At 67.1% G+C, this 13,374-nt stretch carries 12 protein-coding genes; 6 read left to right on the forward strand and 6 right to left on the reverse strand.

The annotated features are described in order from the left end of the window. Nucleotides 1-62 precede the first annotated feature (62 nt). A complete protein-coding gene (tenA, locus tag AC6HZP_RS10935; RefSeq protein WP_497526578.1) occupies nt 63-728 on the forward strand; it encodes a thiaminase II in 666 nt (221 codons plus the stop codon). Between the two features lie 8 nt (nt 729-736). Further along, on the forward strand, nt 737-1,072 hold the full coding sequence (locus AC6HZP_RS10940; RefSeq protein ID WP_497526579.1) for a TfoX/Sxy family protein: 336 nt from the start codon (nt 737-739) through the stop codon (nt 1,070-1,072). Nucleotides 1,073-1,095: 23 nt separating this feature from the next. Here AC6HZP_RS10940 and AC6HZP_RS10945 read toward each other — a convergent pair whose 3' ends face one another. Then, entirely contained in the window at nt 1,096-1,959 is an 864-nt protein-coding gene (locus tag AC6HZP_RS10945; protein WP_497526580.1) for a 2'-5' RNA ligase family protein, read from the reverse strand. A gap of 27 nt (nt 1,960-1,986) precedes the next feature. Continuing rightward, nucleotides 1,987-5,472 (reverse strand): acyl-[ACP]--phospholipid O-acyltransferase, encoded by a 3,486-nt coding sequence (locus AC6HZP_RS10950; RefSeq protein ID WP_497526581.1) that lies wholly within the window; start codon nt 5,470-5,472, stop codon nt 1,987-1,989. Between the two features lie 111 nt (nt 5,473-5,583). On the opposite strand from AC6HZP_RS10950, the gene AC6HZP_RS10955 reads away from it, so the two are divergent. After that, entirely contained in the window at nt 5,584-6,207 is a 624-nt protein-coding gene (locus AC6HZP_RS10955) for a TetR/AcrR family transcriptional regulator (RefSeq protein ID WP_497526582.1), read from the forward strand. Nucleotides 6,208-6,213: 6 nt separating this feature from the next. On the opposite strand, the gene AC6HZP_RS10960 is transcribed toward AC6HZP_RS10955, so the two are convergent. From AC6HZP_RS10960 to AC6HZP_RS10970, 3 genes are read right to left on the reverse strand one after another with little or no spacing between them, the layout of a single operon-like run. Beyond that, nucleotides 6,214-7,221: a hypothetical protein gene (locus AC6HZP_RS10960; RefSeq protein WP_497526583.1), complete on the reverse strand. Its 1,008-nt coding sequence runs from the start codon at nt 7,219-7,221 to the stop codon at nt 6,214-6,216. Then, entirely contained in the window at nt 7,221-7,649 is a 429-nt protein-coding gene (locus tag AC6HZP_RS10965) for a lasso peptide biosynthesis B2 protein (protein WP_201403591.1), read from the reverse strand. The genes AC6HZP_RS10960 and AC6HZP_RS10965 overlap by 1 nt, the downstream gene beginning before the upstream one ends. Continuing rightward, on the reverse strand, nt 7,646-7,936 hold the full coding sequence (locus AC6HZP_RS10970) for a PqqD family protein (RefSeq protein WP_497526584.1): 291 nt from the start codon (nt 7,934-7,936) through the stop codon (nt 7,646-7,648). The genes AC6HZP_RS10965 and AC6HZP_RS10970 overlap by 4 nt, the downstream gene beginning before the upstream one ends. A gap of 428 nt (nt 7,937-8,364) precedes the next feature. Between AC6HZP_RS10970 and AC6HZP_RS10975 the strand changes: the two genes are divergently transcribed. After that, on the forward strand, nt 8,365-9,417 hold the full coding sequence (locus tag AC6HZP_RS10975; RefSeq protein ID WP_497526585.1) for a nucleotidyltransferase family protein: 1,053 nt from the start codon (nt 8,365-8,367) through the stop codon (nt 9,415-9,417). Between the two features lie 60 nt (nt 9,418-9,477). After that, nucleotides 9,478-10,155, forward strand: coding sequence for a Crp/Fnr family transcriptional regulator (locus tag AC6HZP_RS10980; protein ID WP_497526586.1), 678 nt, complete (start codon nt 9,478-9,480; stop codon nt 10,153-10,155). A gap of 51 nt (nt 10,156-10,206) precedes the next feature. Here AC6HZP_RS10980 and pgi read toward each other — a convergent pair whose 3' ends face one another. Next, nucleotides 10,207-11,823, reverse strand: a complete 1,617-nt coding sequence (gene pgi, locus AC6HZP_RS10985; protein ID WP_497526784.1) for a glucose-6-phosphate isomerase — start codon at nt 11,821-11,823, stop codon at nt 10,207-10,209. Between the two features lie 256 nt (nt 11,824-12,079). On the opposite strand from pgi, the gene AC6HZP_RS10990 reads away from it, so the two are divergent. Continuing rightward, the gene (locus tag AC6HZP_RS10990) at nt 12,080-13,366 is read left to right on the forward strand and encodes an ROK family protein (RefSeq protein WP_497526587.1); all 1,287 of its coding nucleotides are present in this window, start codon (nt 12,080-12,082) and stop codon (nt 13,364-13,366) included. Nucleotides 13,367-13,374 lie beyond the last annotated feature (8 nt).

Genomic DNA, 13,374 nt, shown 5'->3' on the forward strand with positions numbered 1-13,374 from the left:
CCGTCGCGGGCGGCTGCGTCTCCTCCCGACTTCCCTCCCATTCCCGCCTGATGGAGACCGGTTTGCCGAGCCTGTTCGAACGCCTGAAAACCGACGCGAAGGCTGATTGGGAGGCCTATGTCCGCCATCCCTTCGTCCTCGGCCTCGGCAACGGATCGCTCGCGAAGGCGTCGTTCCAGCACTATCTGGTGCAGGACTATCTGTTCCTGATCGAGTTCGCCCGCGCCTATGCGATCGGCGTCTACAAGGCGCCGAACCCGCTCGAGATGCGCAAGGCCTCGGCCGGCATGCACGCGATCCTCGACGAAACCAGCCTGCACCTGAAGCTCTGCGCCGAATGGGGTCTTTCGCAGGAAGCCGTTGAGAACACGGCGGAATCGCGCGCGACGGTTGCCTATACGCGCTTCGTGCAGGAGGCGGGCCTGCGCGGCGACATGCTCGATTTGGTCGTTGCGCTGTCGCCCTGCGTCGTCGGTTACGCCGAGATCGGCACGGCGCTGGCCGCCTCCGGAACGGGCCTCGACGGCGCCAATCCCTATGCCGCCTGGATCCGCGAATATGCCGGCGAGGGCTATCAGGACGTGGCGCGGCAGAGCCTTGCCCAGATCGACCGGCTCGCGGCATTGTCGCTGACCGAGGCGCGCTATCCGCGCCTGCTCGAGATCTTCCGCCAGGCGGTTCGCCTGGAGGCCGATTTCTGGCAGATGGGCCTCGATATCGCCGACTGAGGAACCCGATGAACGCCGATCTCGACTACCTCGCGGAGTTGTTCGAACCGGTCGGAAACGTCCGGATTCGCCGCATGTTCGGCGGCCTCGGCTTCTTCCGTGACGGGCTGATGTTCGGCATCTGGCAGGACGACGTGATCTACCTGAAGGTCGACGACACCACCCGCGCGACCTTCGAGGCGGAGGGCTGCGGGCCCTTCGTCTATGGCACCAAGAACGGCCGCGCATGGCGCTCGGTTACTACCGAATGCCCGAGCGCCTGCTCGATGAGACGGATGAACTCAGGGACTGGGCGCTGGCGGCGATCGACGTGGCCATCCGGGCAAACGCCGCCAAGCCGTTGAAAAAGCGGAAGTAACGCGCGCCGTCAGGGCGAGAGCGGGATCGCCTTCAGCTCTTTCCTCGCCGTACCGAAGGTACCGAGCTGGTAGACGGAGGCGCCCGTCGCCTGGAAGGTGAACGGCTCAAACGGCTCGGCCAGCATCTTCTTCAGATAGCTTTCCCTCGCGACGCCGATCGTCACGTGCGGATTGAAATTCTTGCCGGCCGCATCTGTGACAAAGTCGTCGACATAGTCGATCAGGGATTTCTGGATGTCGTGGCCGCGGACCCGGCTGAAGAACGCGGCCGGGGACCCTGTTTTGACCGTAAAGGGCGTGACGGCCTCGATGAGCTCATCCTGCAGCCGATGCAGATCGTCCGTCGGTTCGACGACGATGCCGGCCAGTCCGACCGGTGGCGACGGGATATAGTAGTATTTTATCGCCTTCAGCGTCCAGCTCGTCGGCTTTTCCTTGTTGAGGACCGTTTCCGCCGCCGCGTAGACCTTGTCGAGATCATCGGTGCGGACGAATTGCTGCAGCAGCGTGACGTGCGGATGGTGCGTCGCGTCGAGCGCAAACCCCTTCGGGAAGGATTTGAGCAGTCGGGCGTTGGCGTCCTTCGCGTGCTGAAGCATGGTCGCATCGGGTTCGAGCGCAATGTCGATCGCCGTCACGGAATCGGGTTTCGCGACCGCGCCCTGGCTAGATCCGAGCGCCAGCGCCAGCCCGAGGCCGGCCGCTAGACCCGCCACGATGAAGGCTGGCAGACGCCGAGGGCGCCTCTTGGACACGGGAAGGCTCTCAGCATTCCTCATCGCTCTTCTCCCGCAATCGTTGCAGATCCGCAGGCAGGTTGTGCCTGCGCCTGAGAAGAATGGGCGCAGATCCAACGTTTCAAGGCGCTTCACGCAATCGTTTGGGAGGGCGCGGATGGTTCAAGCCGGTTGAGGGCTCTTTGCCTTCAGCGCCAGTTCAGTCACCGCCGTGTTGTCGACCTTGCCGGAGCCGAGCAGCGGCAGCTTTTCGACAATGAGCACCGTGCGCGGCAGCATGATCTCCGACAGGCCGCGGCTCCGGACGAAGCGCTGGAACTCCGCGAGGTCGGCGTCGGGCCGCTCCGTCACCAGCACGATCTCCTCGCCCTTGCGCTCATGCGGCACGGCCGCCGCCGCCGTGGCGTGGTGCGGCCAGAATTCGCCGGCCAGCGCCTCGATCGACGCCAGCGACACCATCTCGCCGCCGACCTTGGCGAAGCGCTTGGCGCGGCCGGAAATGGTGATGAAGCCGTCGTCGATCGTGACGATGTCGCCCGTGTCGTACCAGCCGTCGACCGGAGGCTCGAGCATGCCCGGCGCCTCGGCGCGGTAGTAGCCGCGCATCACATTGGCGCCGCGCACCAGCAGCTTGCCGCCTTCCTCGATGCCGGCGACCGGCTCAAGCCGCGTCTCGATGCCCGGCAACGCCCGGCCGACCGAGCCGGGGCGGTTCGCCATCGGCGTGTTGATGGCGATGACGGGCGCGGTCTCGGTCGTGCCATAGCCTTCCAGCAGGCGGATACCGAACTTTTCCGCCCAGACGCGGCGCGTCTCCGGCTTCACCCGCTCGGCGCCGGCGAAGACGTAGCGGATCGAATAGAAGTCATAGGGGTGCGCCATGCGGGCATAGCCGGCAAGGAAGGTATCGGTGCCGAACATGATCGTCGCGTTCACGTCATAGGCCATCTCCGGCACGATCCGGTAGTGCAGCGGCGAGGGGTAGAGCATCTGGCGGACGCCGGAGAAGAGCGGCAGCAGGCAGCCCGCCGTCAGGCCGAAAGCGTGGAACAGCGGCAATGCGTTGAGGACGACGTCCTCGCCGGAGAAATCGACCACGCTGGCGATCTGCTGGCGGTTCGCCTGGATGGCGTGGTGGCTGAGCGAGACGCCCTTCGGCGTGCCTTCGGAGCCCGAGGTGAAGAGCACGACGGCCTCGGCCTCCGGATCGGTCGGGCGCTGGAAGGCGACGCGGCTCAGGAAGCGCGGCGCGACGCCGCCGGCCATGGCGAAGAGCTTGCGGGTGAAGCCGATCTCGCCATGGAGATCCTCCAGATAGACGATGCGGGCCCGCTCGCCGAGCGCGTCGATGAGCGGCTGCAGGCGGCCCTTCTCGATGAACTGGCGCGAGGTCAGCACGAGCTTCACCTCCGCCGCGCGGCAGGCGGCGTCGACCGAGGCCGGTCCGGCGGAGAAGTTGAGCACGGCCGGGATGCGGCCGGTGACCTGCAGGGCGAAGAAGGTGACGACGGCGGCCGTCGTGTTCGGGAGCAGCACGCCGACCCGTTCACCGGGCGCGCTCATCGCGGCGAAGGATTTGCCGAGCGCGAAGGCGCCACGGAGGATGGCGGTGTAGCCGACCGGGGCGCGCGTCACGTCCTCGATCAGCGGCCGCTTGCCGTTGATGTGGCGGGCGCGGATCAGCCCGTCGAACAGCGTCTCCGCCGCCGGGCTGGTCTCGTAGACCATCTCGGTCATGATCGCCTGCAGATGGTGCCCGGCCTCGTGCCGGCGCTTGCGGCCGACGAGGCCGGGCGTCAGTTCGATCCGGCGCGGCGGCAGGACGGTCATCGAAATCTCGGGGAACAGCCGCTGCCGCACCTTGCCCTTCAGGCGCGAGAAGATCGTGTACTGGGCGCCGTCGATACGGACGGGGATGATCGGCACGTCGGAGAGCGCGGCGATCATCGCGGGGCCGTCATAGACCTTCATCAGCGCGCCGGTGACGGTGATGCGCCCCTCCGGGAAGATCACCAGCCGGCGGCCTTCCTTGACCAGCTTCACCATCTTGCGGACGGTGAAGGGACTGGTCGGATCGACTGGCACGAGGTCGAAGAACAGGAAGGCCGGCTTCACCCACCAGCGGGTCGCGATGTATTTGTTGATGGCGAAGACGGGCTTGCCCGGCAGCATGCAGCCGATCAGCACCGCGTCGATGAACGAGGTGTGGTTGACGACCACCACGGCGGCGTCGTCGCCCTCGCCATAATGCTCCAGGCCTTTCACGCGGGCGCGGAAGAGGATCTGCATCAGCCGGTGGCCGATTGCCTTGATCAATTCGTCCGGCACGAATTTCAGGCAGATTACCGCCGCCACGACATTGGCGAGGCCGAGCCAGAACAGGAGCTGCAGCGTGGTGACGCCCGCTGCCAGCAGGCCGGCGGCTAGGCCCGTGCCGATCACCATCAGCGCCGAGTTCATGATGTTGTTGCCGGCGATCGCGGCGGAGCGCTCGCGTTCGTCGGCGCGCGACTGCAAGAGCGCATAGAGCGGCACGGTGAAGAGGCCGCCGCCGAAGGCGACGCCGACGAGATCGACGAGCACGCGGATGCCGGCCCAGGAGGTGATGAAGGCGCCGAAATCGAGCGCGCCGCCGGCGCCGACCGCGCCGAGCGCGGTCGCGGCATGCGACAGGTCGACCATGAAGGCGGCCATGACAAGCGCGCCGATCGGCGTATGCCGGGCCGAGATGCGGCCGGCGAGCAGTTTTGACGTCGCGGCCGAGCCGAGCGCGATGCCGACCACGAAGGCGGCGACCAGCAGATTAGCGACGATCTCGTCGACCTTCAGCGTCGACTTCGCGAAATCGGGGAAGACCGACATCACGATCAGGCCGATCATCCAGAACCACGAGATGCCGGAGACGGCCAGGAAAAGCGTGCGCTTGCGACGGATGGCGGCGAACGCGTCGCGGCTCGATCCGAACAGCGAGAAGTGGAAACGCCCGGCTCCGGGAGCCGGCGGCGCGGACGGCACGAAGAAGGCGGCAACAGCGCCGACGAGCGCGACGGAGACGAGGCCGACGATCGCGATCCACTTGCCGCCGAGGCCAACGGTGAGCCCGCCGAACAGCGTGCCGAGCAGGATGGCGACGAAGGTCGAGCCCTCGAACAGCGCGTTGGCGGCGACGAGGCGGTCGCGGCTGACGAGCTGCGGCAGGATCGAATATTTGGCCGGGCCGAAGATGGTCGACTGCACGGCGTAGAAGAACATACCGAGCAGGGCCAGCGGCGCCGAATGGATCATGATGGCGTAGGCGGAGAGCAGGGCGAGGCCGACTTCGGCAAGCCGCGTCCAGCGCACCACCAGCTTCTTGTCGACCGTGTCGGAGAGCCGGCCAGAGACGCCCGAGAACAGGAAGAAGGGCAGCATGAACACCGCGCCGCCCAGCGTTACCGCCACCTGCGGCGACAGGCCGAACAGCTCGGCGCCGCCATAGGCGACCATGAAGCCGAAGGCACTCTTCAGCGCGTTGTCGGCGAAGGCGCCGAACCATTGCACGATGAAGAGCGGCAGGAAGCCGGGCGTCTTCAAGAGCGGCGGCGAGCCGGCGCGAGACGCGGAAAGGGGCGGGGTGTCCGCCGGCGGGGTCTGGGTGGAGGCATCCATGGCGTCAAACCTCAGCCTGTTCGCGGCATCTCGCAAGCCGCTTTAATTGAACGACGTTCAATTGGATAGCAGTGTTTTGAACGATGTTCAATATGTGCTATCGAGGGGACTGTGACGACGATCTCTCCTGACGGGAAGGGCAGCGAATTCATGGCACGGCGCAGCGACCACGCTCCGGAAGAGCTCAAGCGCCTGGCGCTCGACGCGGCGCGGGCCATCGCGGCGGAGGAGGGGCTGCGCGGCCTGACGGTGCGCCGGGTCGCCGAGCGGATCGGCTACGCCCCCGGCACGATCTACAATCTCTTCGCCAATCTCGACGACCTGATCGTGCAGCTGAACGGCATGACGCTGGACGCGCTGGCGGTCGAGCTCGGCGCGGCCGCCGACGCGGCCCCGCGCGAGCGTCCGAAGCGGCTGGTCGAGGCCTATTTCGATTTCGTCGAAAGCCGGCCGCGCCTCTGGAGCATGCTGTTCGAGCATCGGCTGCCGGAAGGCGCGGAGCTGCCGGACTGGTATCGGCCGAAGTTGGCGGCCCTGATCGGGCTGGTTGCCGAGGCGCTCGGGCCGCTGATGCCGGAGAGGACGGCCGAGGCGCGCCAGGACGCGACGGTCACCATGTGGGCTGGCCTGCACGGGATCTCGACGCTGGCGGTATCCGCCAAGCTGACGCTCGTCGCCGAGACGGAGCCGCGCCGGCTCGGCCATCTGCTCGTCGACAGGATGCTCGGCGGCTGAGCCGGCTCAGGCCTCGGCGGTCGCCGGTTCGCGGATGATACCCAAAGCGGCGTCGAAGGCCGGGGCGATCGAATGCGGGTCGCTGCCGGCGTCGAGCTGGAACACAGGCGTGGTCGAGACCAGCTTGGTCAGCAGCCGGAACAGCGCTTGCTGCGGGCGCGGAACGCCGTCCGAAAGGATGCCGATATTGTCGGTCAGGATCACCGACAGCGCGTCCGCCTTGCTGATCGGCTTGACCCGGGCCGGGCCTTCCGAACGGGGGCCGACCACGACGATCGCCGCCGTCCTGTAACTCTTCCTCGGATCGGGCAGCGGCATCATCGCCGCGAGCGCCTCGCGCGTCAGCCCCGCCTCGTCCTCCTCGCCGCTGAACGTCCCGAGATGCGGCAGGAGCTCGGGGAACATCGCGGCGGTTCGGCGCTGGACCTTCAGCGCGCGCGGCAGGCCCCAGGCGAGGATATCGCTACCCTCCTGGCGCAGGACCACGACATCGTCGCCGAGATGCGCGTAGCCGGAGAGCGCCAGCGCCAGCGAGGTCGTCGTCTTGCCAAAGCCGCTCGGCGCGAACAGCAGCACGAGTTCGTCCCGGCCCGGCGGCATCAGCGATCCGGCATGGATGGTCAAGAGGCCATGGTCGCGGATGATGGTGTCGAGCAGGATCACCGGCGCCATCGAATAGAAGGGGTTCTCGGCGCTGGCGAGGACCTCGACCCGTGTCACCGGCTCTTCGCCTCTCTCGAGGATCGCCAACTGGCCGGGAATGCGGAGCTGCTGCTCGTCGCCGTCGCGGCTGAACTCGGCATAGGTGCCGTCGATCAGATTGCCGCCCCAGATGACCGTGCCGCGCGTGGCGATGTCGTCGCCCTCGACGGTGGTGAGGATGACCTCATGCTGGACGGGGCCTTCCTCCGCCTCGAACAGCTTGAGTTGCGGCAGGGCCTGGTCGCCGCGCGCATCGGGATCGGCGACGAGGCTGAAGGCGAGGCCGGGGATCTCATAGCGTTTCCGAAGCATCAGGCGGGTCCGGCGCGGTTCTGTTCGGTGAAGATCGTCACCATGGTGGGCTCGGGCGGGTTCAGGATGGGCATGCCGACCGCTGACACCCAGCAATGGGCGGAGAGCTTGGCCTTGCCGATGCTGGTGCGGTCGACGCCGAAATGGATGGTGGCCGGGATGCCGGCGAGCGTCAGGAAACGGTAGGCGAGAATGCCCTCGCGCAGGCAGCGCCGGTCGCGCATCAGCCAGGGGCGGCGACCCGCCTTCTTGGCGCGCGTGCCGATATAGGCCGACCGCAGCCCCGCATAGCGCCGGCTGGCGCCCGCGTGGGCGATCCGCAGGATATCCGAGAAATCGCGCGACTTGCGGCAGCGAAACGGCAGGGTCTTCGCCCAGAACCACATCTCGGCCCGGAATTTCGCACGCAGGAGCAGGTTCGGCGTCACGGGGTGCGTACGATCAGGCCTTCGCTGGCCAGCTGGTCGGCGAGCACGGCCATGTCATCGCGCAGCACGGCGGCCTCGACCTCGAACACCTTCTCGAGCTCGATGAGGATGCCGGCGAAGTCCCGCTCGCCATCGACCGCGGCAAGGAAGGCCGCCGTCGTGTCGTTGCAGGTGAAGAGCTGGCCCGACGTGATGTCGAGCAGCACGCCGCCTTCGCCATCGCCGAGCGGCTGGAAGCTGGTGTTCTCGTGCAGGGCAAAAACGGTCCCCGGCTCCAGGCTCGACATGCTGAATCCCCCAGTGGTGTGGTTGCCTTCGATAGCGGAACGCCGCGTCAAGGAAAAGGGGGCGGCGGTCGGGTCGAAGCTCGGCGTTTGCTCTGCGGCTACGGGCCGTAGCTGTTGCTAAGGCATTGACCGTGAAGCGTCATTCGGTCGGATTTCGCAGGCAAATTGCAATGAATGCTTATTGATTTGAGAGCTGATTATGCGAAGATTTATGAGCGGCCGGAGCCTCTGAAGCGCGAGCCCGCTGCCACGATGGTGGCGGCGTTCTCCAACCTGCCGGACGGATCACAATTTTCCTTATTCCGTGGGACCGTGCACGCGGTTCCGCATCCTGAATTCCATCTCCTGAGCGTCGCGACGGCATCCTTGATGTCGGTAAGCGGTGCGAGGCGCTGGTCGTCAGCGACCAACCGTAGACCGAGGATTTCATGTCTGTCCGCGAGACCGATGGCGCGAGCCTGGAAGCCACCGGAACGCCGCGCCGCCTGACGCGCCCGGATGCCCGTCTGCTGATCGCTCTGGCCGATCCCGAATCCGAGTTCGCCCCGCCGCCGCTCTCCGCCGAGCGGGCGCAATTGCTGCTGTCCCAGGCCGAGCGGCACGGCGTGCTGCCCGCCGCGCTCCGGAAGCTGCGTCCGGCCCTGTCGACGCCGGAACTGACGCCGGTTCGCGATCACTTCTCGACGCGCTACCAGGGCGGCGTCGCCTTCAACATGCAGCTCGCGGCTTACGCCAAGCGGCTGCGGACGGCGCTGGCCGCGGCCGAAGCGCCGGCGCTCCTGATCAAGGGACAGGATTTCGCCGAGAACATCTATCCCGATCCGCTGCTGCGCCCGACCAGCGACATCGACTTGATCGTGCCGCTCGAGCGGCTGGACGAGGTCGAGGCGGTCGCAGCGCAGGCGGGCTTCGCGCTCTATCCCGAGCAGCGCGACGACGGGCAGCAGGAGCGCAAGTGGATCCATGTCCGACATCCGACGCTGATGCTGGAGATCCAGGGCAATCTGGTGCACGCGCCGGGACTTCGTTCCGTGCTGTCGCTCGGCTTCGCGGAGCTTTGCCCGGATGGAGATCCCGCCGCGGCGGCCCGGCCCTCGACGCGCCTCGCCATCGCCGGCGTGCATGCCGCGAGCTCCCATCATTTCGAGCTGCTGCGCCTCGTCGTTGACGTGCTCCAGGCCGCCCGGCGGGTCAAGGGCGCGAAGGAGGAACAGGCGCTGCAGGATCTCGTCAATCGCTCCGGCATTCGCCTGGCGCTCGTCGCGGCGCTCGATCTCGCCGACAGGCTCTATGACGACGCCTCCTGCCGCGCGATCGCCACCGCGCTTGCCCCGGTCCGGTTCCGCCGCGCCGCCCGCCTCCTGATCGACGAACGCGTCGTCATGGCGATGGAAACGGAGGAGCGGGCGCTGCAATCCTGGCGCCGCTCGCTGTTCCGCGAGCTCCTGAAGCGAGGCGCCAAGCGGCCTCGCTCGTCATGAGACGATTTGAATGCTATCGGTTGAACTAGCCAACGGGCGGATCGTCGACGGAGGGCAGGGGTGCAGGTCGCTGAAATCGTATCCTGGCTCGGGCGAACGAGCTTTTTCAATGGTCTGGAGAAGGACGACATCACGCGCCTGGCGCAGATCGCCCGCGTCTCGACCGTCCCTGCCGACACGCTGCTGTTTTCGCAAGGCGATGAATCCGACGGCCTTTATTCGGTCGTCGAGGGTATTGTCCGCATCTTCCTGACCGCCGACGACAGCCGCGAGCTGACGATCCAGCTGTTCGAGGAGGGCGAGGTGATCGGCGAGATCTCGCTGATCGACGGTTTGCCGCGCAGCGCCGGCGCCGCGACGCTGACCGAGGCGAGGCTGATCTTCCTGCCGCGCCAGCCGTTCCTCAATCTGCTCGACAGCTCCAGCCAGCTGCAGCGGCAGATCATCTTGAGCCTCTGCGAGAGGCTGCGTCACACCAACGAGCAGGTCAATCGCGCCGTCTTTTCGGATCTGCGCCACCGGCTGCTGGTGCTGCTGCGCCAGCTCGCGCTCATCCATGGCCGGATCGAGCGGGACATCGCCGTCGTCGAGCTCGACATGACGCAGGGAACGCTGGCCCAGATGCTGGGCGCGAGCCGCGAGGCCGTGAACAAGCAGATCCGCGCCCTGATCAAGGAGGGGCGTCTCTCCGTCGAGGGCCATCGCATCGTCGTGCACCGGTCCGCACGCGAAACCTGAAGGCCGTTTGGACTCCGGCGCCGTCGGAACGGCGCCGGAGGATTCTTGCTCTTACTTGAGCTGGGCTGCGGCCTTGATCAGGCCCGCCGTCGAGGAATCGCGGCTGTCGGCCGAGACCTTGCCCTCGACCATCGGCAGCAATTGCACTGCGAGCTGCTTGCCGAGCTCGACGCCCCACTGGTCATAAGAATCGATGCCCCAGATCGCGCCCTGCACGAAGACCTGATGCTCGTAGAGGGCGATCAGGCGGCCGAGCGTGTAGGGATCGAGCGTCTTGTAGAGGATCGTGTTCGACGGGCGGTTGCCCGGGAAGGTCTTGTGCGGCGCCAGCCGCTCGACTTCCGTCGGCACCTTGCCTTCGGCGGCGAGCTCGGCGCGGGCTTCATCGGTAGTGCGGCCGCGCATCAGCGCCTCGGTCTGCGCGAAGCAGTTGGCGAGGAGCAGCGCGTGGTGGACGCCGTCCTTCTCATGCGCGTTCGCGGCGATCAGGAAATCGCAGGGGATGACGTCCGTGCCCTGGTGGATCAGCTGGTAGAAGGCGTGCTGGCCGTTGGTGCCGGGCTCGCCCCAGACGAGCGGGCCGGTCGCCAGCGTCACCGGCGCGCCCTCGAGGGTGACGCGCTTGCCGTTCGATTCCATGTCGAGCTGCTGGAGATAGGCGGCGAAGCGCTCCAGGCGCTGGTCGTAGGGCAGGACCGCCTTGGCCGGGAAGCCGAGCACGTTGCGGTTCCAGATGCCGATCAGCGCCAGAATGACCGGCAGGTTGCGGTCGAGCGGCGCGGTGCGGAAGTGCTGGTCCATGTCGTGCGCGCCGGCGAGGAAGGCGCGGAAGTTCTTCGAGCCGATGGCGATCATCACCGGCAGGCCGATCGCCGACCAGACGGAGTAGCGGCCGCCGACCCAGTCCCAGAAGCCGAAGGCGCGCGCCGTGTCGATGCCGAAGGCGCTGACCTTGTCGAGCGCGGTCGACTGGGCGGCGAAATGCGCGCCGACCGCCTCTTCGCCGAGCGCCTCGACGATCCAGCGGCGCGCGGTCGCGGCGTTGGTCATCGTCTCGATCGTCGTGAAGGTCTTCGAGGCGACGAGGAACAGGGTCGTGGCCGGGTCGAGCTTGGCCAGCGTGTCGTGGATATGCGCGCCGTCGACATTGGAGACGAAATGCAGGCGCGGGCCGTCGTGATAGGGGCTGAGCGCCCGCGTCACCATGGCCGGGCCGAGATCCGAACCGCCGATGCCGATGTTGACGACGTCGGTGAAGCGGCCGCCGACGCCAGCGATCGAGCCGTCGCGCACGCCTTCGGCGAAGGCCGTCATGGCGTCCAGCACGGAATGGACGTCCTCGACGACGTTCTCGCCGTCGACCAGATAGGTCTCGCCGGCCTGGGCGCGGAGCGCCACATGCAGCACGGCGCGGTTCTCGGTGACGTTGATCTTCTCGCCGGCGAACATCGCGTCGCGACGCTCCTCGACGCCGGCGACACGCGCCAGATCGAGCAGCCCGACGACGGCGGCGGCGTCGATCCGGTTCTTCGAATAGTCGAGCAGCAGATCGTCGACGGTGAGCGAAAGACGGCTGAAGCGCGCCGGATCACTCGCGAACATGTCGCGCATGGTCTGGGCTTCGACGCGGTCGCGGTGGCCGCGAAGGGTCGAGAATGCGCTGGTGATGGCAGCCGCCGTAGCGGCGGTTCGGGCGACGGTCATAAGGGGGCGTCCTTCGAAGCGATGAGCCTACGGGGCCGTGACGGAATACGACGCCGCCGTCGTGCCGGCAAGACCACGCTAGGGAAGCCCCGGCAAATAGGTCCGGACAGCCACGCGATATTTTTCCCGAATATGCTAGGTTTCGGAACTTGCGAAGGCCCGATGCATATTCCTTGGAAATCAATTATCGATACGTGATCGTGCGGCCTGGGAGAGAATCGTGCAGAGCAAAGCCGACACAGAACTCGTGCGTCGCCAGAACAGGGGCCTCGTTCTCGGGGCGGTTCGGCGGGCCGGTCCATTGGCGCGTGTCGAACTGGGTCGGGAGACTGGCCTCAGCCCTGCCACCATCTCCGCCATTACCGGCGATCTTCTCGCCGAGCACATTCTCGTTACCGCGAGCCTGGATGAACGGGCCGAGCGGCCGCTGGGGCGCGGCCGGCCGCGCGTCGCGCTGACGCTGAACGAGGAGGCCGCCTATGTGCTGGGCGTCAAGGTCTCGCTCAACACGGTGACGCTTCTCCTCAGCAACTATGCCGGCCACCTGCAGGATCGCAGCCGATACGCGGTCGCGACCGTCGGGCCGGATTCCTCCGACTTCGTGCCGCGCCTGATCGAGATCATTCGCGGCTATCTGGTCGATCGCGGCATCGAGCCGTCCAGAGTGTCGGAAATCTCGATCGCCATTCCCGGCACCACCGACGAGACCACCGGCACGCTCCTGTGGAGCCCGACGGTCAACGTCGATGTCGGCGCCATTCCGGGGCCGGTCGCGGAGGCCGTCGGCATCCGCGCCTCGATGACCAACGACGTCAACGTGATGGCGCAGGCGCTCAATTCGCGCGATCCCGTCCGCTTCGGCGGCACCTTCGCGGTGATCTTCATCGCCTATGGCGTCGGCATGGGGCTCTATATCGACGGCAAGCTGTTCACCGGCGCCTATGGCTCCGGCGCCGAATTCGGTCATGTCAACCACATGCCGGGCGGGGCGCTCTGCCGGTGCGGCCGGCGCGGCTGCGTCGAGGCCTATGTGGCCGACTATGCCATCTATCGCGCGGTGGAGAACCTGCCGCCGGACGAGCCGCCGACCGAGATCGATCCCGATGCCGAGACGATGCGCAAGCTCGAGGAGCGGGCACGCGCCGGCGAGGATCGCGTCCGCATGGCCTATCATCAGGCGGGGCTGGCGCTTGGCTTCGGCCTGTCGCGGCTGGTCGCGCTGCTCAATCCGCAGCGCGTGGCGCTCACGGGGCGCGGCGTCGCCGGCTTCGACCTGATGGAGGCGGGCTTCAAGGCCGGGCTGGAGGAGGGGCTGGTGAGCGAGCTGGCCCGCATGACCGAGATCGAGGTGTTCTCGGCCGAGGACGATCTGGTCGATGTCGGCATCCTGGCCGGCGCCATGCAGCGGCTCGACCGCGAGGTCTTTGCCAGCTCCGACCACGAACCGGTCACGCCCGGCCGTCCGATCGCCGCGCACGCCCAGCCGCTGCTGGGCGCCAAGGCCTGAATACCGGA

It is taken from the genome of Kaistia sp. SLG-1 (assembly GCF_059699055.1).